Consider the following 21,624-nt stretch of genomic DNA (forward strand, 5'->3'; position numbering starts at 1 on the left):
CTCCGGCCCCCGGCTATTTTTCACCAGCCAATAATCCTCGCCATCTTCGGTGCCATAACCAACAATAAGCACGGCGTAATTCAAGTCCTTCTCATTGCAACTGTCATCATTCAATACCCCGCCGGAGTAACTTCGAAAGTTGTCAGAGGCGTCAATCGCCGCCGCTACAGGCGCCTTGGCAACGGCCTGACGCAGTGCCTCCTCATCGCCCGCGGGTATATTCGTATAGGTCACCGTATTGGCCGCGACAGCCTTGATTACGCCAGCATTACAGTGCCCCCCACCGCCGCCCGCGTAGGGGTAATACTCTTCCGACTGAATACCGTTCTGCTTGACATAGTCATAGGTGTAATCCATCAGCCCGCCATCACAACCCTGATTACCTTGCTCACTACTGCAATCGAGGATTTGCTCCGCGGAAAGATCAACCAGTCTTTCCGTTTCCAAAAACAATGCGCCCTCCAGGGCACCCACGGCTGAAAAAGCATAACTGGAACCACAAGCCCCCAATTGCTTCACGCTGGTAACCGCTCCCCTGGTACGCCAGTCCACTGAGCTGGGTATGTCCATAGCCTGTGCCGTAACAACACAGCCGCCAACCAGAATGAAACATGAGAGTTGCCAAAACCTCATTCTTAGCCCCTGCTTTTTATAAATTTTTTCAGTTACCTCGCTACGTCAGTGAAATGAAAGACCAATCAGCCAAACCCAACAACTGTCAAATCTGACAGTTAATCAATACTGTTTAGCTATAAAAACCAGAGCAATTCGCATTGAAAAATATAATCGGGAGCAGGCTCGCTCCCGACGTTGCAAACCCGTCAGATTCGGAACTGCCCGACCAGGCTGCCCAGGCGCCGACCGAGCTCGGCCAGGCTGCGGGAAGTCTGCGCGCCGAGCTGGGTTTCGTCGGCGACGTTATCCACCGCCACGGCAATCTGATGCACGCTGCGGTTGATCTCTTCGGCCACGGCGGTCTGTTCTTCAGCGGCGCTGGCGATCTGCGCGTTCATCGAATTGATGGTCGCGATCAACTGGGCCATGGTGTCCAGCGAAGCCCCCGCCTCGTTGGCCTGGGCCGAGGTACCGTCGCCCGCCTCGCTGGAGCGACGCATCGCCTCCACCGCCGACTGGGTGCCGGCCTGCAGGCGGTCGATCATGCCCTGGATTTCCTGGGTGCTGATTTGCGTGCGGCTGGCCAGCGCCCGCACTTCATCGGCCACCACCGCAAAACCGCGCCCGGCCTCGCCGGCACGGGCAGCTTCGATGGCCGCGTTGAGCGCCAGCAGGTTGGTCTGATCGGCAATCGAACGGATCACCCCCAGCACGCTGACAATCGATGACACGTCTTTTTGCAGGCTGTCGAGGGACACACCGCTGCTGCGGATGTCGTCCACCAGCGCATGGATCTTCTCGATGCTGCCAGCCACCACCCGCTTGGCCGCCTGGCCTTCTTCATCCGTCTGTTGGGCTGCCACCGCGGCGTTCTGCGCGCTCTTGGCCACTTCCTGGGCCGCCGCCGACATCTCGTTGATTGCCGTGGCTACCTGATCGGTTTCATGGCGCTGACGCTCCATGGCCTGATCAGAACGATTGGCCTGGTCGGACACCTGGTTCACCAGCCCGGTCAGTTGCGTGGTCATTTCGCTGATCTGGCGTACCAGCCCGTGGATCTTGTCGACGAACCGGTTGAACGAGCCGGCCAATTCGCCCAGTTCGTCCTGGCTGGTGATGGTCAGGCGGCGGGTCAGATCGCCCTCGCCCGCCGCGATGTCGTCGAGGTTGGCTTTCATCAAATGCAACGGACGCAGAATGGTGTTGGCCAGCAACATCCCGGCAGCGGCGATCACCAGCAACACCACGACCGCCACGCCGACGATGCTCAGCACCATGCCTTGCATGCGCTCCTGAACCTTGGCTTCGACCACCGCCACTTGTGCTTCGATGCCGTCGAGGTTGACCGAGGTGCCGACCGCCATGTCCCACTTGGGCAGGTATTCGGTGTAGCCGAGCTTGGGCACCAGCACCTGGGTGTTGCCGGGCAATGGCGAGCTGTATTGCAGGTAATGCGTACCGTCCTTGGCCACTTTCACCAGGTCGCGGTTGACGTAGACACCGTTCGGGTCGCGGTTGTCCTTGAAGCTCTGGCCTACGCCTTCGGGGCTGTTGGCCTTGAACAGGCGCACGGTGTTGGAGTCGTAGCCGAAGAAGTAGCCGTCCTTGCCATAGGTGATGCTCGACAGCAACTTGATCACCTGGGCCCGCGCCGCCTCGTCGCCGGGAGTGGCCGCGTCATAAAGCGGCTTGATCGTGGTCATGGCCACGGCCACGTAGCTTTGCAGGGTCGCCTTGGCATCGCTGAGCAGGCGTTCGCGGGTCTGCTCGACTTCATTGCGGGCCTGCTCCTGAAGAATGAACAGCGTGGTCAGGCTGATGACCAGCGCAAACAGCAGCACCGGGAGGACGGCAAGGGACAGGACTTTGGCCTTGAGGCTCATGCGCATGACGTTCACTCTTTTGTTTTTGTTGGCGTGGTTAAAAGCTTTAACGGCATGCCAGGTCAAAAGTTGAACGCGGTCATTGAGGACACTGGTGATCCCTTGTGGGAGCGAGCCTGCTCGCGAAAGCGGTATGTCAGACACATCGATGCTGGATGTGCCGCAGCCTTCGCGAGCAGGCTCGCTCCCACAGGGACAAGGGGTGTTACAGAACCATCGCCGCCACCCAGCCAAACGCCAGCAGCGGCAGGTTGTAGTGCAGGAAGGTCGGGACCACGGTGTCCCAGATGTGATGGTGCTGGCCGTCGATGTTCAGGCCGGAGGTCGGGCCGAGGGTCGAGTCCGAGGCCGGCGAACCGGCGTCGCCCAGGGCACCGGCCGTGCCGACGATGCACACGATCGCCAACGGGCTGAAGCCCAGTTGCACGCACAGCGGCACGAAGATCGCCGCCAGGATCGGCACGGTGGAGAACGACGAGCCGATGCCCATGGTCACCAGCAACCCCACCAGCAACATCAGCAAGGCGCCAATGCCTTTGCTGTGATCGATGTACGACGCCGACGACTCGACCAGCGTCTGCACTTGACCGGTGGCCTTCATCACTTCGGCAAAGCCCGAGGCGGCGATCATGATGAAACCGATCATCGCCATCATTTTCATGCCTTCGGTGAACAGGTCATCGGTGTCACGCCATTTGACGATGCCCGACACCGAGAAAATCAGGAAGCCGACCAGTGCACCGATAATCATCGAATCGAGCAGCAGCTGAATGATGAACGCCGCGGCGATGGCCACGCCGGCCACCATCAGGCTCAGCGGGTTGTATTGCACCGCCACTTGCTCGACTTGCTCGATTTTCGCCAGGTCGTAGACCCGCTTCTTGCGGTAGCTGACAAACGCGATCAGCAGGCCCGCCACCATGCCCAGCGCCGGAATGCCCATGGCGTGAGTCACGTTGATGCCGCTGATGTCCACACCGCTGCGGGCGACGTTGGCCAGCAGGATCTCATTGAGGAAGATATTGCCGAAGCCCACCGGCAGGAACATGTAGGGCGTGATCAGGCCGAAGGTCATGACACAGGCGATCAGTCGACGGTCCAGTTGCAGCTTGGTCAGCACATAAAGAAGCGGTGGCACCAGCAACGGAATGAACGCGATATGGATCGGCAGGATGTTCTGCGAGGCGATGGCCACGACCCAGAGCAGGCCAATCAGCAGCCATTTGACCTGGCCGCCGCCGCTGGCGTGCTGGCGATCGACCATCGCCAGCGCCTTGTCGGCCAGCGCATGGGCCATGCCGGATTTGGCAATGGCCACGGCGAAAGCACCGAGCAACGCGTAGGACAACGCCACCGTCGCCCCGCCACCCAGGCCGCTGTTGAAAGCCTTGAGCGTCGCCTCGATGCCCAGGCCACCGGTCAGGCCACCTACCAGCGCACCGACGATCAGGGCGATCACCACATGCACGCGGGACAGGCTGAGCACCAGCATGATGCCGACCGCGGCAATGACTGCATTCATTTCGTAACCTCGTGACAAACGGAAAGAGTCCGCCCGGCAGTCTGCGTGAGCCGCCAGCGGATAACAGGAATGGGTTTTATTAGAGGGCGCGCACTTTGCCGGACCGCTGCCGCCTTGTCAAAGCCCACACAACCCTGTGTAGGAGCTGCCGCAGGCTGCGATCTTTTGATCTTTGGCGTCTTTTTGGGTGTTGAAGATCAAAAGATCGCAGCCTGCGGCAGCTCCTACAGGGGTGATTCGATATTTGGTTGACGGCTTAAAGAATGCCGAACGGCGGCCGCTACAGTGCAAAGTCTCAGATATTTATCGAATAAGGACGCCTCCATGTCGCTCAGACAACTTTCCATTCAATGGAAAATCACCCTGCTGGCCGGGCTGTGCCTGGCGGGCATCGTGACCCTGCTGGTGGGTCTTTCGCTGTACCGCATGGAGCACAGCTCCGAGCTGGTGAAAGCCTCGAGCATGGAGATGCTGACCGAATCGGCCCAGGCCCGGATCGAGTCCCAGGGCGAGAACCAGGCACTGGGGATTCGCCAGCAGTTCATGGACGCCTATCAGTACGGCCACGGTTTCTCCCGGCAGGTGCTGTTTTTGCGCGAGCAGGCCGAAAAGCGCTTCCTCGATGCCTTCGACCTGCGCGAAGACCTGACCCGCCAGGTCAAGTCGGCCCTGCAGGCCAATCCGGACCTGCTCGGCCTGTCCCTGGTGTTCGAACCCAACGGGCTGGACGGCAAGGACGACCTGTTCGCCGGCCAGGCGGAACTGGGCAGCAACGACAAGGGCCGTTTCGCCCTCTACTGGTCGCAGCCGACGCCGGGCAAGCTGACGTCCATGGCGCTGCCGGAAAAGGACATGGCCGATACCAGCACCGGCCCCAGCGGCGAAGCGGCCAACGCCTGGTTCACCTGCCCGCGCACCACGCTCAAGCCGTGCGTGATCGAACCCTACTTCTATGAGATCGACGGCCAGAACGTGCTGATGACCAGCATCGTTTTCCCGCTGATGGTCAACGGCAAGGTGATCGCCTCGCTGTCGGTGGACATCAACCTCAACAGCCTGCAAGCGGTCAGCCTGGGGGCCAGCAAGAAACTCTACGACGGCCAGACCAGTGTCAGCATCATCAGCCCGGCGGGCCTGCTCGCCGGCTACAGCCCGGACGCCAGAAAACTCAGCCAGCGCCTGGATACCGTCGACAAGGCCAGCGGTACCGAACTGCTGCGCATGCTGGCCGCCAGCAGCAAAACCGCCAGCCTGCACAGCCATCAGCAATTGAAAGTGCTGGCCCCCTTCCAGCCGATTCCCGACGGCAAGTCCTGGGGCGTCCTGCTCGACGTGCCGGAGAAAGTCCTGGTCGGCCCCGCCGAAGCCCTGAAAAAGCAACTGGACGAAAGCAACACCGCCGGCACACTGGTCGAACTCGGCCTGGGCGTGCTCGCTGCGCTGCTGGGCCTGGTGCTGGTGTGGCTGATGGCCCGCAGCGTGACCAGACCGATCCTCGGCGTGGCGCACATGCTCGAAGACATCGCCAGCGGCGAAGGTGACCTGACCCGCCGGTTGGCCTACGACAAAAAGGATGAGCTGGGCCAGTTGGCCGGCTGGTTCAACCGCTTCCTCGACAAGCTGCAACCGATCATTGCCGAAGTGAAACGCTCGGTGCAGGACGCCCGCAGCACGGCGGACCAATCGTCCGCCATCGCCACCCAGACCAGCGCCGGCATGGAGCAGCAGTACCGCCAGGTTGATCAGGTCGCGACCGCCTCCCACGAGATGAGCGCCACCGCCCAGGACGTCGCCCGCAGCGCCGCGCAAGCGGCACACGCCGCCCGCGATGCCGATCAGGCGACCCGTCAGGGCCTGACCGTGATCGACCGCACCACCGCCAGCATCGACCACCTCGCCGCCGACATGAGCGCGGCCATGGTTCAGGTCGAAGGCCTGGCCGCCAACAGCGAGAAGATCGGCACGGTGCTGGAAGTGATCCGCGCGATTGCCGAACAGACCAACCTGCTGGCCCTCAACGCCGCAATCGAAGCGGCCCGTGCCGGTGAAGCCGGGCGCGGTTTTGCCGTGGTCGCCGATGAGGTGCGCAACCTGGCGCGGCGTACCCAGGAGTCGGTGGAAGAAACCCGTCTGGTGATCGAACAACTGCAAAGCGGTACGCAGGAAGTGGTGGGTTCGATGAACAACAGCCATCGCCAGGCCCAGGGCAGTGTCGAGCAAGTCGGCCAGGCCGTGACCGCGCTGCGCCAGATCGGCGACGCGGTGACCGTGATCAACGACATGAACATGCAGATCGCCAGCGCCGCCGAAGAGCAAAGCGCGGTGGCCGAGGAGATCAACAACAACGTGGCGACCATTCGCGACGTGACCGAGTCGCTGTCGGGCCAGGCCAATGAGTCGGCACGGGTCAGCCAGTCGCTCAACAGCCTGGCGAACCAGCAGCAGAGTCTGATGGATCAGTTCCGCGTTTAAGCCTTGCTGGTCGAACAAAATACCTGTGGGAGCGAGCTTGCTCGCGATGGCGGTGGGTCAGACAACATTTTTGTTGATTGACACTCCGCCATCGCGAGCAAGCTCGCTCCCACATTTTTTCTGCGCGCTGCTCAATGAAATGGTGGCAAGTGGATATCTGCCGCAAGCCGATTATGCTTCATGGAACCTTGCAGCTTTTTCGGGCGTCAACTTGAATGCAAGCCACGTAATCCGATGACTTCAGCCCCAGGGCCTGGGTACGGCAAGTGTTGGTGAGAACTCCGGCCTACAACAAGAGCACGACGGAGAATACTCATGGCAGCAATCGACAATACAACCACGGGCAGCGCGCCCAACCACGGGATCACCAAGGAGGAACGCAAGGTCATCTTCGCGTCATCCCTGGGCACCGTGTTCGAATGGTATGACTTCTACCTGTACGGCTCCCTCGCGGCGATTATCGCCAAGCACTTCTTCGCCGGCGTCAACGAAACGACTTCCTTCATCTTCGCCCTGCTCGCCTTCGCCGCCGGCTTCGCCGTCCGGCCGTTCGGCGCCATTGTGTTCGGCCGCCTGGGCGACATGATCGGACGCAAGCACACCTTCCTCATCACCATCGTGATCATGGGTGTCTCGACGGCCGTGGTGGGCTTGCTGCCCGGCTACGCGAGCATAGGCGTGGCCGCGCCGATCATCCTGATCAGCCTGCGTTTGCTGCAGGGCCTGGCGCTGGGCGGTGAGTACGGCGGCGCGGCCACCTACGTGGCCGAACATGCGCCCAAGGGCAAGCGCGGCTATTTCACCTCGTGGATTCAGACGACAGCCACCCTTGGCCTGTTTCTTTCACTGCTGGTGATCCTCGCCTGCCGTACCGCGCTGGGCACGGAAGCCTTCGAAGCCTGGGGCTGGCGGATTCCGTTCCTGCTTTCGATCCTGCTGTTGATTATCTCGGTGTACATCCGCCTGCAACTGAGCGAGTCACCGGTGTTCATGAAAATGAAGGCTGAAGGCAAGGCATCCAAGGCACCGCTGACCGAATCCTTCGCCCGCTGGGAAAACCTCAAGATCGTGATCATGGCCCTGCTCGGTGGCACCGCCGGCCAGGCCGTGGTCTGGTACACCGGGCAATTCTATGCGCTGTTCTTCCTGCTGCAGACACTGAAGATCGACCCGCAGACCGCCAACTTGCTGATTGCCGGCTCGCTGCTGATCGGCACACCGTTCTTCGTCCTGTTCGGCAGCCTGTCCGACCGCATCGGCCGCAAGGGCATCATCATGGCCGGCTGCATCATCGCCGCACTGACTTACTTCCCGATCTTCCATGCGTTGACCCAATACGGTAACCCCGACGTGTTCGTTGCCCAGGAGAAGAACCCGGTCACGGTCATCGCCAATCCCGACCAGTGCTCGTTCCAGTTCGACCCGGTAGGCAAGGCCAAATTCACCAGCTCCTGCGACCTGGCCAAGACCGTGCTGGCCAAACGGGCCATCCCCTACAAGAACGTCAACGCCGAGCCGGGCGCCGTTGCGCAGGTGCGCATCGGCGAGAAAGTGATCGAGAGCTTCGAGGGCACCGGCATGCCGGCCGCCGACTTCAAGGCCAAGAACGATGCCTTTACCGCCAATCTCGCCACCGCCCTCAAGGACGCCGGCTACCCCGAGAAAGCCGACCCGGCCAAGACCAACTACCCGATGGTGCTGTTGCTCCTGACGATCCTGGTGATCTACGTGACCATGGTCTACGGGCCGATCGCCGCCTGGCTGGTGGAGCTGTTCCCGGCGCGCATCCGCTACACCTCGATGTCGCTGCCCTATCACATCGGCAATGGCTGGTTCGGCGGCTTCCTGCCGACAGTGGCGTTCGCCATGGTCGCGGCCACGGGGGATATCTATTACGGGCTGTGGTATCCGATCGTCATCGCGGTGATGACGGCTGTGCTGGGTATTTTCTTCATGCCGGAAACCAAGGATCGGGAGATTCATCACACCTGAGGCGGGGAGGTTCTATGTGGGAGCGGGCTTGCTCGCGAAAGCTGAGTGTCAGACAACATTGATGTTGATTGATCCACCGCCTTCGCGAGCAAGCCCGCTCCCACAATGGATCTCAGTGTTTGGGCAATTCGATGACGACCTTCAACCCGCCCCACTCGCTTTCCAGCAACGACAGTGTCCCGCCCCAGCTGTCGACGATGTCGCGCACGATGCCAAGTCCCAGGCCATGCCCATGGGTCTGCTCGTCCAGCCGCGTTCCCCGGCTGAACACCTGATCACGACGCTCTTCGGGAATGCCCGGGCCGTCATCTTCCACACTGAGTTCAAACCCGTTCGCCAACTCGGCGACACTCACGCGAACCTCGGCATCCGCCCATTTGCAGGCGTTATCCAGCAGGTTGCCCAACAGCTCCAGCAAATCTTCACGATCCCATGGCAATTGCAGGTCGGGCGGAGCGCGGTAGCTCAGCGCCAGGTGTTCGCCATGGATCATGTTCAGGGTTGCCAGCAACCCGGGAAGTTCGCCATCGCAATCAAACAGCGCGCCCGGCAACGCATCACCGGATAACCGCGCACGGTTGAGTTCCCGATTGAGCCGTTGCTCGACCTGCTGCAGTTGTTCCTTGAGGGTCTTGCGCAGCTGCGGGTGCGCCTCAAGCTGCTCGCTCGAGGCCAGGCTCAACAGCACCGCCAGCGGTGTTTTCAACGCGTGACCGAGGTTGCCCAGGGCATTGCGTGAGCGCTTGAGGCTGTCCTCGGTGTGGGCCAGCAAGTGGTTGATCTGCGCCACCAGTGGCTCCAGCTCCAGCGGTACCTGATCATCGAGTTGCGAGCGCTGGCCCTGTTGCAACTGCGCGATCTGCTCGCGGGCCTGTTCCAGTGGACGCAAGGCGCGGCGCACGGTTATCCGTTGCAGCAACAGAATCAGCAGCAACCCGGTCAAACCCAGGCCCAACACGAGCTGTTGCACGCGCCGGAAGCTTTCACGTATCGGCGTGTAATCCTCGGCGACGCTGATGGAGATCGGCAACCCCAGGCGTCGATAGTCCGTACGCAACACCAGCAACTGCTGCCCTTCCGGCCCCAGCTGCAGATCGTCGTGCAGGCCGGGGTGATCGAGCGCCGGCAGTTCCTGATCCCATAACGAACGGGAACGCCAATGGCCATCGGTGAAATCGATGCGGAAATAATGCCCGGAAAACGGCCGCTGATAGGCCGGCGACAGACGTCGTTCATCCAGTTGCAAGCCTTGCGGCCCGCGCACCAGCGCCGCCAGCAGGCTCTCGCTGTCATTGCGCAACCCGGCTTCGAGGTAGCGCTGCAAACCCATTTCGAACAGCCACAGGCTGGTTTGCGCCAGCACCAGGCCAACGACCAGCATCACGCTGATCAGGCCCAGGCTCAAGCGACGCTGGATCGATCTCACCGGTCTTGCCCGCCGAACAGGTAGCCCTGGCCACGACGGGTTTCGATCACGCTTTTGCCGAGCTTGCGGCGCAAATGGTTGACGTGGACCTCCAGCACATTGGAATCGCGCTCGGTTTCACCGTCGTAGAGGTGCTCGGCGAGGTGGCTTTTGGAGAGGATCTGCTCGGGGTGCAGCATGAAATAACGCAACAGGCGAAACTCCGCGGCCGTCAGCTGAATGTCCGCACCGTCGCGGACAACGCACTGGCGACCTTCGTCCAGGTGCAGCCCGGCGGCCTGGAGCGTCGGCTGGTTGACCTGGCCATGGGAGCGGCGCAGCAACGCCTGGATGCGCAAGAACAGCTCTTCGGGATGAAAGGGTTTGGTCAGGTAATCGTCGGCGCCGGCCTTGAGGCCTTCGATGCGTTCGGCCCAGGAATCCCGGGCCGTGAGGATCAGCACCGGCGTGGCCAGCCCCGCCGCGCGCCATTGCGCCAGCACCTCGAGCCCCGGCACGCCCGGCAGGCCAAGATCGAGGATGATCAGGTCGTAAGGTTCAGTGCTGCCCTGATGCACTGCGTCGCGACCGTCGGCCAGCCAGTCCACCGCATAACCCTGGCGGTTGAGACCGGCCAGCAGTTCGTCGGCCAGGGGCACATGGTCTTCCACCAGAAGCAAACGCATGGATCAGTCTTCCTTGTCTTTGAGTAAACGGCCGGTGGTGGCATCGATGTCCAGTTCGCGGACCACGCCTTCAGGGGTCAGCAGCTCGACTTCATAAATGTAGACGTCGTGTTTTTCTTCGAGCTCGGCCTCCAGCAGTTTCGCGCCGGGGTAGCGACCCATTGCCTGCTGCAGCAGTTGCTCCAGCGGCAGGATCACGCCCTGCTGACGCAGGCGCAGGGCTTCGTCCTGGTCCAGGTCGCGCGCCAGCACTGCCGAGCAAAATGCCAGAAGCACCAGCGCCATCCGGCTGCCGGTGCATCGATTGGATAAAAACACCTTCATTACCAATCCTGATGATCCTTGAGAACCTGCCCGCTGACAGCGTCTAATTCCAGATCCCAGTCGATACCCTGGGGATCGCGCAGCTCTACCTTGTACAAATACTTGCCGTAATGCTGTTCCAGCTCGGATTCATTGACGGTGGAGCCTGGATGCCTGGCCACTGCCTTGGCATTAAGTGTCTCGAACGAGACAATGGTACCAGCGTCGCGCAATCTCAGCGCTTCATCCGGGCCCAGTTCCCGGGCGTGGGCGATGCTCGCGGTCATGCCGATGATGCACGCGGTGAACAGGGCTGTCGGGGTTTTCATGGGTGTCTCCGTATTGCTTCAGGTGCGGCCTGTGGGCGACACCTTAACCGGATGAACTTAATTGAAACTGAATGGCCATCATTGGCCACAGCGCATTCCCTGTAGGAGCGAGCCTGCTCGCGATGGACCTTGGAACGCCGCGGGGTGTCAGGTTACCAGCGTAATCGTTGACGACCATCGCGAGCAGGCTCGCTCCTACAGGGGATGTGGTGTTTAAATTTCCCCCGTTTGCCAACATTCGAGACCGGTATGACCGCCATCCACATCAAGTTCCCTTCCCTGACCCTCAAGGCCGGTCCGCGGGCGTTTGCGCGCATCCGTGAAAGCGGCTTGAATGCCGCCGAGGTCGGTACCCTGCCCGGTGCGGCGGGCGGTCCGAAGGCGCTGGGGATTCAGGGGCTGGACCTGGCGCTGTTCGGCGAGTGGCTGCCGGCGGCACCGCGGGAGCGCTCGCTGATTGGTGCATCGGTGGGTTCCTGGCGCTTCGCCAGCGCCTGCCTGCCGGACGCCGCCGAGGGCATCCGGCGTCTCGGGCAGCTGTACACCGAGCAAAACTTTGCCAAGGGCGTGACCATGGCGCAAATCAGCCAGAGCTCGCGGCGCATGCTCGAAGACCTGCTCGACGGTCGTGATGCCTCGATCCTCGGCAACAGCGCTTACCGCCTGAACATCATGGTGGTCAAAAGCCACGGTCTGCTCGCCGACGACCATCGCGGTCGCCTGGGGCTGGGCCTGTCCTCGGTCATCGCCGACAACCTGCGCGGCCGGGCGCGGCTGGCCCGGCACTTCGAACGCCTGATCATCCACGACCCGCGCCTGGCGCCGCCGGTCGACGCCTTGAACGACTTCCCGTCGCGCTTCGTCGCGCTCAATGCCGGCAATTTGCGCCAAGCCCTGCTGGCTTCCGGCTCGATCCCGATGGTCATGGAAGGCGTGCGCGACCTGCCGGGCGCCGGTGCCGGCACCTTCCGCGACGGCGGTCTGCTGGACTATCACCTGGACCTGCCCTACAGCGGCGATGACATCGTGCTCTACCCGCATTTCACCGACCGGGTGATTCCCGGCTGGTTCGACAAGACCCTGCCGTGGCGCCGCGCCTGCCCGACCCGCCTGCAAAACGTGCTGCTGCTGGCACCGTCGAAGGAATACCTGGCGCGCTTGCCCTACGGCAAACTGCCGGACCGTAACGACTTCAAGCGCTTCATGGGCGACGCCCCGAGCCGGCAGAAATACTGGCGCACCACCATGGAGGAAAGCCGCCGCATGGGCGACGAATTCCTCGAACTGGCCGCCAACGGTCGCCTCGGCGAGCGCTTGCTGACCCTTTAGTCAGGACAAACTGGTAAACTCGCCGCCTGCCCGAATCGCTGCGGCGAACGCCACCTGAACAGAGCTGAAAACACTGTGGAAATCTTCAAGGAATTTACTTTCGAATCCGCCCACCGCCTGCCCCACGTACCGGACGGCCACAAGTGCGGGCGCCTGCACGGTCACTCGTTCAAAGTGGCGATCCACCTGAGCGGCGATCTTGATCCGCACACCGGCTGGATCCGCGACTTCTCCGAGATCAAGGCGATCTTCAAGCCGCTGTACGAGCGTCTGGACCACAACTACCTGAACGACATTCCCGGCCTGGAAAACCCGACCAGCGAAGTGCTGGCCAAGTTTATCTGGAACGAGATGAAGCCGTTGCTGCCGGAACTCAGTGCGATTCGTATCCACGAAACCTGCACCAGCGGTTGCATCTATCGCGGCGAGTAATCTTCAGACAACACTGCTCTCCCTGTGGGAGCGGGCTTGCTCGCGAAGGCGTAGTGTCAGTCACCACAATGTCGAATGACACGACGCCTTCGCGAGCAAGCCCGCTCCCACAGGGGAACAGCGTTTTGTCAGAGAAATAAAGAACAGCCTTCATCGGCTGTTTTTTTATGCCTATGCTTTTTGCCTCTTCCCCCGTCAAGAGGACAAGCCCATGACTGACTGGCCTCTGCCCCAGACCTATCGCTTCAAAGGGCACTCCGTGCGCTACGCCGTACGCGGCGATGGCCCGCCGCTGGTGTTCGTGCATGGCACGCCCTTCTCCTCCTATGTCTGGCACCGGATTGCCCCGCACTTCATCACCACGCACCGGGTGCACTATTTCGATTTGCTGGGCTACGGGCAATCCGAGAAAGTCGATGGCGACGTGTCCCTGGGTGTACAGAACGAATTGCTGGCACAGTTGCTGGAGCATTGGGGCCTGGATCGCCCCGACGTGGTGGCCCACGACTTCGGCGGCGCCACCGCCCTGCGCACGCATCTGCTCAACGGCAAGGATTACCGCAGCCTGACGCTGATCGATCCGGTGGCGCTGACGCCCTGGGGTTCGCCATTCGTGCAGCATGTGCGCCAGCATGAAGCGGCGTTCAGCGGACTGCCCGACTACATCCAGCGCGCCGTCGTGCCGACCTACATTCGCGGGGCCATCCAGCGCGACATCCCCGATGCCGAACTCGCCCCCTACGTTCTGCCGTGGCTGGGGGAGCGGGGGCAAGCGGCGTTCTACCGGCAGATCGCGCAGATGGACGAGTGTTATACCCGTGAGGCCGAAGGCTTGTACCCGACGATTCGCTGCCCGGTGCAGATTCTCTGGGGTGAAGACGATCAGTGGATTCCCGTCGAACGCGGGCGGGCCTTGCAGCAAATGATTCCCGGCGCGCAGTTCCATCCGATCCCCAACGCCGGTCATCTGGTTCAGGAAGATGCGCCTGAAGCCATAGTCGCCGCGTTGCTGCGTTTTCTGCCCCTGCTTCAATCCACCTGAACAAACCCAATCCCCTGTGGGAGCGGGCTTGCTCGCGAAAGCGGAGTATCAGTCGATGCATATGTCGAATGTACAACCGCCTTCGCGAGCAAGCCCGCTCCCACATTTGAATGGTGGTGATCAATGTCACTGGCGGGGATCGCCACCACCGAGCTAACGTAAAGATATTGCCAATACGAATCGCTAAAAGGACTCGCCCGATGCACATCATCAACGCCCGTCTGCGCAACCAGGAAGGCCTGCATGAGCTGAACCTGGAAAACGGCCTGATCAGCAGCATCGCCCGCCAGATCGAGGCCCCGACCCTGGGCCCTGGCGACCTGGATGCCGGCGGCAATCTGGTGGTGCCGCCCTTTGTCGAGCCGCACATCCACCTCGACGCCACCCTGACCGCCGGCGAGCCGCGCTGGAACATGAGCGGCACGCTGTTCGAAGGCATCGAGTGTTGGGGCGAGCGCAAGGCGACCATCACCCAGGAAGACACCAAGACCCGCGCCAAAAAAACCATCCAGGCCCTCGCCGCCCACGGCATCCAGCATGTGCGCACCCACGTCGACGTCACCGACCCGCAACTGACCGCGCTCAAGGCGATGCTCGAAGTGCGCGAGGAAAGCCGGCACCTGGTCGACCTGCAAATCGTCGCGTTCCCTCAGGAAGGCATCGAGTCGTACCGCAATGGTCGCGAGTTGATGGAAGAGGCGATCCGCATGGGCGCGGACGTGGTCGGTGGCATTCCGCATTTCGAGTACACCCGCGACCAGGGTGTCAGTTCGGTGAAGTTCCTCATGGACCTGGCCGAACGCAGCGGTTGCCTGGTCGACGTGCATTGCGACGAAACCGACGACCCGCATTCACGCTTTCTCGAAGTGCTCGCCGAAGAGGCCCGCAGCCGCGACATGGGTTCGCGGGTCACGGCCAGCCACACCACGGCCATGGGCTCCTACGACAACGCGTACTGCGCCAAGCTGTTCCGCTTGCTCGGGCATTCGGGGATCAGCTTTGTCTCCTGCCCCACCGAAAGCATCCACCTGCAAGGTCGCTTCGATAGTTTCCCGAAACGCCGGGGCGTGACCCGGGTCAACGAGTTGCTGGAAGCGGGCATGAACGTGTGCTTCGGCCAGGACTCCATCGTCGATCCGTGGTACCCGCTGGGCAATGGCAACATTTTGCGGGTGCTCGAGGCCGGGCTGCACATCTGCCACATGCTCGGTTATCGCAACCTGCAAAGCGCGCTGGACCTGGTGACGGACAACAGCGCCAGGGCCATGAACCTCGGCGAGCGCTATGGCCTGGAGCGCGGGCGGCCGGCGAACCTGCTGATTCTGTCGGCGGAGAGTGATTACGAGGTGATCCGCAGCCAGGGGTTGCCGCTGTACTCGGTGCGCGAGGGCAAGGTGTTGATGAAGCGGACGATGCCGGTGGTTGAGTTCAGTGAGCTGAGTTGAGTTTGGTGTTGACTGATCTGGCCTCTTCGCGAGCAAGCCCGCTCCCACAGTAGATTTGTGTCGTTCACAAAACCCTGTGGGAGCGGGCTTGCCCGCGAAGGCTATTTTGAAGTCAATCCATCATTCGAGCCGTACCAAACAGACTGACCCGACTCAACTCCCCCCGCTCCTCTTCCAGCAAGATCGGCGCGGTGCCACCCGGCATCGTCACCTTCACTTCCCCGGCCCTGACCCAACCCACGCGCCAGGCCGCACAGGCCACCGCACTGGCGCTGGTCCCCGACGACGCCGTCGGCCCCTCGCCGCGCTCGAATACCCGCGCGGCGATGTGCCCTTCTGACAAGCGCATCGCCCATTGCAGGTTGATCCCCGCCGGACAGGGCTTGCCTGCACCGACCGGCATGGCGTAGGCAATTCGCATCAACCCGTCACCCAGCGCCGGTTCTCGCATCTGCTCATTACTCGGCAAGTCGTCGGCGTTTTCGACCAGCGTCACGCAATGCGGATTACCGACCCGCGCGAACTGGCTGCGTGACCATGCGCCATTGAGTGCCGACAGCGGTTTGACATGGCTGAGTTCGCGGCCATTCAACAGCGCCGTTTCAACGCCCTCGGCACTGACCGCCGACGGCCCGAAACCAGGCTGGCCAAGGTCGAGCCAGAAACCCTGCACATCCTCGACTTCAGCCGCTTTCACCGAAGTCTGCCCCGGTGAAGGCGTGTCGGACTTGTCGTGGTGAACCCTGAGCAGACAGGCTTCGTCGCGGGGTAAAAGCCCTTGGTCGCTCAACGCCTGGGAAAAAATCGTCAGCCCGTTGCCACTGCGCTCGGCCAAGGTGCCGTCGGTGTTGACGATCAACAGGTCAAAGGGTGGCGACGACTGGAACGGTCCGACCAGCAATCCGTCGCTGCGATGATCCTTGCTGCCGGCCGGTTGGGTGCCGGGTGCCCAGTTGCAGCAGGCTTCGATGGCCGCCACAGCCCATGCCTGACGAGTTTGTGCCGCGTGGCTGGCCTGATCGGGCAAGTCGATGCCCTGGTGGCGCAATTCTTCGGGCGCTACCACGATGTAAATATTGCCCCGTGCATCGTACCTCTGCGCCATGGCGCCCTCCGTGTGTCATTGGAATGGCTCAACATATCGCGAAAAACAGCGGCGCTGTGCAAGGATGTCGCCCTGTTTGACCGTAAAACTTTCCGGGCACTGATCGAACCCTCCTCGGTCGATCACTGTCCGTTGAGGACGTGACGTTTTTTGCCAGGGATTGATATGACCAGCCTCAACAGCCAGACCACCTTCGTTCCCGGCCGCCTGGAACAGATGTCCACGCGCATCGCCTTTTTCATCGCCGGGTTCGGCATCGCCGCGTGGGCGCCGCTGGTGCCCTATGCCAAGGCCCGGGCCGGGCTGGATGAAGGCACCCTGGGTCTGTTGCTGCTATGTCTGGGGGTCGGTTCGATCCTGGCGATGCCGATGGCCGGGATCCTGGCCACGCGGTTCGGCTGCCGGCGGGTGACGACCGGTGGGACCTTGCTGATCTGTGCCGCCCTGCCGCTGCTGGCCACGGTGTCATCGATTCCGGCCTTGATCGCGGCGCTGTTCATGTTCGGCGCGGGCCTCGGCACGGTGGATTCGACGGTCAACCTGCAAGCGGTGATTGTCGAGCGCGCCAGCGGCAAAAACATGATGTCGGGTTTCCACGGCCTGTTCAGCCTCGGCGGGATAGTCGGTGCGGCAGGCGTCAGCGGCTTGCTGGGCCTGGGGATTTCACCGCTGGGGGCCACGCTGGTGGTGGTCGTGATGCTGCTGATCGCCTTGGCCAGGGCCGTGCCGCACCTGTTGCCCTACGGCAGTGAGAGCTCAGGGCCGGCGTTCGCTGTGCCCCATGGCATCGTCCTGTTTATCGGTGGCATGTGCTTCATCGTGTTCCTCGCCGAAGGCGCGGCGCTGGACTGGAGCGCGGTATTCCTGGCACAGGAACGTGGCATCGACACGGCGTATGCGGGCCTCGGCTATGCGGCGTTTGCCTTGACCATGACGACCGGGCGTTTGACCGGCGACAAAATCGTGCGCCGGCTGGGTGCGACACGGGTGATTGTGTTCGGCGGGCTGACGGCTGCCGCGGGCTTGTTTCTGGCGACGTTCGCCTCGAGTTGGGAGGCGGCGCTGGTGGGTTACGCGCTGCTGGGCGCCGGTTGCTCGAACATCGTGCCGGTGCTGTACACCGCCGTGGGCAAGCAGACGGTCATGCCCGAGAGCATCGCCGTACCGGCCATTACCACCCTGGGTTATGCGGGAATACTCGCAGGGCCTGCGCTGATCGGCTTTGTCGCCCATGGCGCCAGCTTGAGTTTTGCCTTTGCCTTGATGGCGCTGTTGCTGGTGGCGGTGGCGATTGGCGGGAAGGTGTTGAAGGTCTGAAAAGCTTCGCGAGCAGGCTCGCTCCCACAGGATTTGTGTCGTACACATGATTTGTGAACGATACGGTCATTGTGGGAGCGAGCTTGCTCGCGATGAATTCACCTCGGTCTATCAGAACCCGACACTGGCCTGCACAAAGAACGTCCGCGGCGCACCGACGTACATGCCCGAGTTGTTGTCGCTGGAGCGGGTGAAGTACTGCTTGTCGAAGATGTTTTTCACCCCGGCCCCCAGTTTCAGGTTCGACACCTGCGGGCCGAAGTCATAGCCGCTACGCACGTTCCAGGTCACGTAACCCGGAATGTCGCCGAACTGGCCGTCGGCGAAGCCTTCGGTGATGTAGTTGCCGTTGAAACTGCCATCGGCGTTCACCCCGGTGCCCGGCGAGCGCTGTTTCGACTGGGCGAACGCATCGAGATTCCAGGTCCAGCGGTTGATGTCGTAACGCAGGCCGGCGGTGGCCACCTGACGGGAGTAGAACGGCAGGTCACGGCCCTTGAAGCCCGGGATTTCACCTTCATAAGTGGCGCGGGTGTAGGTGAAACCGGCGTTGGCGCTCAGGCCGTCGAGGCGTGGGTCCAGCGCCGCCATATCGTAGTGCACCGAGGTTTCGATGCCCTGGTGCTTGGTCGCGCCGAGATTGGTCCAGCCCACGTCATTGCTGATGTATTGCAGTTCGTCGTCGAAGTCGATGTAGAACAGCGTCACCTCGCCGCCCCACACGTCATCGTTGTAGCGCGTACCGATTTCGTAGGTCTTGGCCTTTTCCGGCTGCAGGCCGTTGGCAGGCTCATTACCGATACCGCCCTGCCCCAGCTGGAAATACTGCAGCGCGCCGAACGAGGTTTCGTAGTTGGCGAACAGCTTCCAGGCCTCGGACATGTGGTACATCACGCTCAGGGCCGGCAGCGGCTCGTTGCTTTCGATGCTGCGTTTTTTCTCCGGCACTGGTTTACCGGCCGTGTCGAGTACCGGGCGGTCATGCCAATCGGTGTTGATGTGCTCGAAGCGAATTCCCGGGGTGACAGTCCAGTTGCCTACGTCGATCTTGTTGTCGACGTAGACCGAATTGGCCTCGGTTCCACCGGTGCGGTCCTGATAGACATGGCCGTCCGCCCCCGGACGCACGACGGGCTCGTTGTTGACCAGCGCCACTCGGCTGGCCTCTTCGTGCATGGCTTCCTTCAGGTAGCGATAACCGACGCTGACTTCCTGGGTGGTCGGGCCGACATCGAAGACGTGGGAGACCCGTGGTTCGATACCGAAGGTGTAGTAGCTGCGCGGATAGGAATTGAGAGTCTTCAGGTCACGCGAGGCGATGGTGCTGCCACGAAAACTGTCGGTGTAGTAGGTCAGCACTTCGGCCTGGGTGCGATCGTCGATCTGCCGCGCCCACTTGAACGACACATCCTTGCGACGGCCGCTGAAGTTGTCGTAGTCGCGCACCGACTGGAACGGGTCGGCGTCGTACTGCGCCTGGGTCAGGCCGCCGGGCATGTCGGCCTTGGCGTCGTAGTAGTGGAAATTGAGGCTGAAATCGTCGACATCGGTCGGCGCCCAATGGGTCTTGAGGATCACGTCGTCGATGTCGTTGCCGTTGTTGCTTTCACGGTAACCGTTGCCGTTCACGCCGGAGTACAACAGCGCCACGCCCATGCCGTTGTCGGCGGTGCCGCCCATGAACGCCGTGTCGATGTGTTTCCAGCCACCGTGCTGCGAGGTTTCCAGGGTGGTGCCGATTTCCGCGGAGGCCTGTTCCGGGATCGCGCGGGTCACGAAGTTGATCACACCGCCGACGTTTTGCGGTCCGTAGCGCACGGACCCGGCGCCGCGTACCACGTCGATGCTGTCGAGGTTGCCGGAGGAAATCGGTGCCATGGACAGTTGTGGCTGCCCGTAGGGCGCGAACGCCGCCGGGATGCCGTCGATCAGCACGGTGGAGCGAGGCGACAGGCGCGAAGTCAGGCCACGCACGCCGACGTTGAGGGAAATGTCGCTGCCACCGGTGCCGTTGGCGTCCTGCACTTGCACGCCGGGAACCCGTTTCAACACCTCGCCGACGTTCATCGCCCCCTGCTCGACCATGGCTTCGCGGCGCACCACCGTTCGTGCGCCAGGGTGGTTCTGCACCAAGGCGGCATCGGCGTTATCGAGCCAGTCGCCCACCACCTTGATGTCGGTCACGCCCAGCTCCAGCGGGCCGTTGGCCGCCGAAGTCGGTGCCGGCATCAGGGTCACCGAACCTTCATCGATCTGGTATTGCAGGCCGCTGCCTTGCAGCAACTGGCGCAGTGCGTCTTCCGGGGAAATATTGCCTTCCACCGCCGGAGCCTGTTTGCCGGCGACCAGTTCAGGGCTGAAGAACACCTGAAGCGAGGTTTGCTGGCCCAACTGGCTCAAGGCTTGTCCCAAGGGTTGCGCCGGGATGCGGATGCCGTCGGCCGCAAAGGCCTGGGGCAGTGCAACGTTGACCGCCAGGGCGAGCGCCAGCGGCAACCAGGGGAATTTGTTGTTTTTAGCGGTGGAGTTTTTCACGTCGAACGTAATCCTGTGGATCGCAAAAGTGTGCGCTTGTTAATGCAAACCAGTTGCAGTTGAACAGGAAGACGATGAACTCGAAAAAAACCTGAATTTTATTTTGAAATTATTTCCTGGCTGCCATCGCCAAGGGTGCGCACGGCCACCGGCAGAATGCTCGGCAAGGCCTTGAGCAGTGCGTCGGTGTTGTCGGACTTGAACACGCTGGTCAGGCGCAGATCGCCGACCGCTGCGCTGGCGACCTTGAGCGGTTTCTCCCGATAACGTGAGACCTGCTCGGCGACGTCGGCCAGGCTGGCGTTGTTGAACACCAGTTTGCCGCTGCGCCAGGCGGTCATTTCCGCCGGGTTGACGGCGTAGGCGGCCGCGACCTTGCCCTGGGCATCGACGTGGGTGCCCAGGCCTGCTGTCAGATGGATGAAATCGTGATCGGCAGCCTCGCGCCCCTGGACCTTGACCGTGCCCTGCTCCACCACCACCCGGGTTTCGCTGGCGCCACGGCGTACGTCGAACCGGGTGCCGGTGACCGTGACCTTGCCGCTGCCCGACTCGACCACAAAGGGTCGGCGGGTGTCGTGCTCGACGCTGAACATCGCTTCGCCTTCACTCAGCTCAACGTGGCGTTGACCCTTTTCAAAACGCACCTGAATCCGGCTGCGGCTGTCCAGATCCACCGCCGAACCGTCCGGCAACGTCACATGGCGCCGCTCATTCAGGGCCGTTGAAAACTCGGCCGTGTAAGGCGCCGGATGATCCAGGCTGCTGAACAGACCCAGGCCAAGCGCCACCGCGAGCACGCTGGCGGCGACCGCGTAACGCAGCACCGGACGAGGTTTTTTCAGGGCTGGCGGGGTTTCACACAAGGCACGCAAACGCGCCGCCGGTAGCAAATCGGCAGCGCTCCACAAACTCTGGAGCACGTCGAATTCGTTTCGGTGTTGGGGGTGTTCGTCCAGCCAGGCCTGGAACCGGCGACGCACTTCGACATCGACGACAGGTTCCTGCAAACGTACAAACCATAGCGCCGCGTCATCGCGAACCGTTGTTTGCCCGCACGCACAATCACGAGTATCCATCATGGAAGTTCCTGTTGGGCCGGGGAAAAATCATCACACCGCATCGGCTTGGCGTAGGAGCTGCCGAAGGCTGCGATCTTTTGATCTTCGGCAACGCCAAGGCCGCCAAAAGATCGCAGCCTTCGGCAGCTCC

16 protein-coding genes and 2 pseudogenes are annotated in these 21,624 nt (G+C 62.0%); 8 read left to right on the top strand and 10 right to left on the bottom strand.

The genetic code is table 11. The annotated features are described in order from the left end of the window. From AC07YV_RS25965 to AC07YV_RS25975, 3 genes are all read right to left on the bottom strand, one after another. The coding region (locus AC07YV_RS25965; RefSeq protein ID WP_102702343.1) for a C1 family peptidase at positions 1-633 on the bottom strand (633 nt) is incomplete at its 3' end. Between the two features lie 188 nt (positions 634-821). Further along, positions 822-2,504 (bottom strand): methyl-accepting chemotaxis protein CtpM, encoded by a 1,683-nt coding sequence (ctpM, locus tag AC07YV_RS25970; RefSeq protein ID WP_102702344.1) that lies wholly within the window; start codon positions 2,502-2,504, stop codon positions 822-824. Positions 2,505-2,703: 199 nt separating this feature from the next. Beyond that, the gene (locus AC07YV_RS25975; protein WP_102702345.1) at positions 2,704-4,020 is read right to left on the bottom strand and encodes a Na+/H+ antiporter family protein; all 1,317 of its coding nucleotides are present in this window, start codon (positions 4,018-4,020) and stop codon (positions 2,704-2,706) included. Between the two features lie 543 nt (positions 4,021-4,563). Here AC07YV_RS25975 and AC07YV_RS25980 point away from each other — a divergent pair. From AC07YV_RS25980 to AC07YV_RS25990, 3 genes and pseudogenes are all read left to right on the top strand, one after another. Continuing rightward, positions 4,564-5,634 (top strand): annotated as a pseudogene (locus tag AC07YV_RS25980) (methyl-accepting chemotaxis protein); the annotation flags it as partial. Positions 5,635-5,901: 267 nt separating this feature from the next. Further along, a pseudogene (locus AC07YV_RS25985) lies at positions 5,902-6,492 on the top strand (methyl-accepting chemotaxis protein); the annotation flags it as partial. A gap of 315 nt (positions 6,493-6,807) precedes the next feature. Next, complete coding sequence (locus tag AC07YV_RS25990; protein WP_102702348.1) at positions 6,808-8,484, top strand: MFS transporter; 1,677 nt, start codon at positions 6,808-6,810, stop codon at positions 8,482-8,484. Positions 8,485-8,596: 112 nt separating this feature from the next. Here AC07YV_RS25990 and AC07YV_RS25995 read toward each other — a convergent pair whose 3' ends face one another. The 4 genes from AC07YV_RS25995 to AC07YV_RS26010 are packed head-to-tail and all read right to left on the bottom strand — an operon-like array spanning position 8,597 to position 11,207. Next, positions 8,597-9,910: a sensor histidine kinase gene (locus tag AC07YV_RS25995; RefSeq protein ID WP_102702349.1), complete on the bottom strand. Its 1,314-nt coding sequence runs from the start codon at positions 9,908-9,910 to the stop codon at positions 8,597-8,599. Continuing rightward, the gene (locus AC07YV_RS26000) at positions 9,907-10,575 is read right to left on the bottom strand and encodes a response regulator transcription factor (protein WP_102702350.1); all 669 of its coding nucleotides are present in this window, start codon (positions 10,573-10,575) and stop codon (positions 9,907-9,909) included. The genes AC07YV_RS25995 and AC07YV_RS26000 overlap by 4 nt, the downstream gene beginning before the upstream one ends. A gap of 3 nt (positions 10,576-10,578) precedes the next feature. Further along, the gene (locus AC07YV_RS26005) at positions 10,579-10,899 is read right to left on the bottom strand and encodes a PepSY domain-containing protein (protein WP_102702351.1); all 321 of its coding nucleotides are present in this window, start codon (positions 10,897-10,899) and stop codon (positions 10,579-10,581) included. Further along, the gene (locus AC07YV_RS26010) at positions 10,899-11,207 is read right to left on the bottom strand and encodes a PepSY domain-containing protein (protein WP_102702352.1); all 309 of its coding nucleotides are present in this window, start codon (positions 11,205-11,207) and stop codon (positions 10,899-10,901) included. The genes AC07YV_RS26005 and AC07YV_RS26010 overlap by 1 nt, the downstream gene beginning before the upstream one ends. Before the next feature lie 249 nt (positions 11,208-11,456). Between AC07YV_RS26010 and AC07YV_RS26015 the strand changes: the two genes are divergently transcribed. The 4 genes from AC07YV_RS26015 (at position 11,457) to codA (ending at position 15,455) form a co-directional block, all read left to right on the top strand. Beyond that, positions 11,457-12,536 carry a hypothetical protein gene (locus AC07YV_RS26015; protein WP_102702354.1) on the top strand — a complete coding sequence of 360 codons (1,080 nt, stop codon included), beginning with the start codon at positions 11,457-11,459 and terminating at the stop codon, positions 12,534-12,536. Positions 12,537-12,611: 75 nt separating this feature from the next. Further along, a complete protein-coding gene (gene queD, locus AC07YV_RS26020; RefSeq protein WP_003223505.1) occupies positions 12,612-12,968 on the top strand; it encodes a 6-carboxytetrahydropterin synthase QueD in 357 nt (118 codons plus the stop codon). A 211-nt stretch (positions 12,969-13,179) separates the two neighbouring features. After that, complete coding sequence (locus AC07YV_RS26025; protein ID WP_102702355.1) at positions 13,180-14,010, top strand: alpha/beta fold hydrolase; 831 nt, start codon at positions 13,180-13,182, stop codon at positions 14,008-14,010. 200 nt (positions 14,011-14,210) lie between these two features. Further along, positions 14,211-15,455, top strand: coding sequence for a cytosine deaminase (gene codA, locus AC07YV_RS26030; protein ID WP_102702356.1), 1,245 nt, complete (start codon positions 14,211-14,213; stop codon positions 15,453-15,455). A gap of 112 nt (positions 15,456-15,567) precedes the next feature. On the opposite strand, the gene AC07YV_RS26035 is transcribed toward codA, so the two are convergent. After that, positions 15,568-16,560: a diaminopimelate epimerase gene (locus AC07YV_RS26035; RefSeq protein ID WP_102702357.1), complete on the bottom strand. Its 993-nt coding sequence runs from the start codon at positions 16,558-16,560 to the stop codon at positions 15,568-15,570. Between the two features lie 165 nt (positions 16,561-16,725). Between AC07YV_RS26035 and AC07YV_RS26040 the strand changes: the two genes are divergently transcribed. Next, the gene (locus AC07YV_RS26040) at positions 16,726-17,877 is read left to right on the top strand and encodes an MFS transporter (RefSeq protein WP_102702358.1); all 1,152 of its coding nucleotides are present in this window, start codon (positions 16,726-16,728) and stop codon (positions 17,875-17,877) included. A gap of 111 nt (positions 17,878-17,988) precedes the next feature. On the opposite strand, the gene AC07YV_RS26045 is transcribed toward AC07YV_RS26040, so the two are convergent. Together AC07YV_RS26045 and AC07YV_RS26050 are read right to left on the bottom strand one after the other, a co-directional pair. Next, a complete protein-coding gene (locus tag AC07YV_RS26045) occupies positions 17,989-20,412 on the bottom strand; it encodes a TonB-dependent siderophore receptor (protein ID WP_102702359.1) in 2,424 nt (807 codons plus the stop codon). A gap of 98 nt (positions 20,413-20,510) precedes the next feature. Beyond that, positions 20,511-21,494, bottom strand: coding sequence for a FecR family protein (locus AC07YV_RS26050; RefSeq protein ID WP_102702360.1), 984 nt, complete (start codon positions 21,492-21,494; stop codon positions 20,511-20,513). Positions 21,495-21,624 lie beyond the last annotated feature (130 nt).

This window comes from Pseudomonas sp. GW456-E7 (assembly GCF_059424105.1).

Coding starts and splice junctions, on each gene's coding strand:
- ctpM (WP_102702344.1), bottom strand. CDS start 2,504: ATGCGCATGAGCCTCAAGGCCAAAGTCCTGTCCCTTGCCGTCCTCCCG.
- AC07YV_RS25975 (WP_102702345.1), bottom strand. CDS start 4,020: ATGAATGCAGTCATTGCCGCGGTCGGCATCATGCTGGTGCTCAGCCTG.
- AC07YV_RS25990 (WP_102702348.1), top strand. CDS start 6,808: ATGGCAGCAATCGACAATACAACCACGGGCAGCGCGCCCAACCACGGG.
- AC07YV_RS26000 (WP_102702350.1), bottom strand. CDS start 10,575: ATGCGTTTGCTTCTGGTGGAAGACCATGTGCCCCTGGCCGACGAACTG.
- AC07YV_RS26005 (WP_102702351.1), bottom strand. CDS start 10,899: ATGAAGGTGTTTTTATCCAATCGATGCACCGGCAGCCGGATGGCGCTG.
- AC07YV_RS26010 (WP_102702352.1), bottom strand. CDS start 11,207: ATGAAAACCCCGACAGCCCTGTTCACCGCGTGCATCATCGGCATGACC.
- AC07YV_RS26015 (WP_102702354.1), top strand. CDS start 11,457: ATGACCGCCATCCACATCAAGTTCCCTTCCCTGACCCTCAAGGCCGGT.
- AC07YV_RS26025 (WP_102702355.1), top strand. CDS start 13,180: ATGACTGACTGGCCTCTGCCCCAGACCTATCGCTTCAAAGGGCACTCC.
- codA (WP_102702356.1), top strand. CDS start 14,211: ATGCACATCATCAACGCCCGTCTGCGCAACCAGGAAGGCCTGCATGAG.
- AC07YV_RS26035 (WP_102702357.1), bottom strand. CDS start 16,560: ATGGCGCAGAGGTACGATGCACGGGGCAATATTTACATCGTGGTAGCG.
- AC07YV_RS26040 (WP_102702358.1), top strand. CDS start 16,726: ATGACCAGCCTCAACAGCCAGACCACCTTCGTTCCCGGCCGCCTGGAA.
- AC07YV_RS26050 (WP_102702360.1), bottom strand. CDS start 21,494: ATGATGGATACTCGTGATTGTGCGTGCGGGCAAACAACGGTTCGCGAT.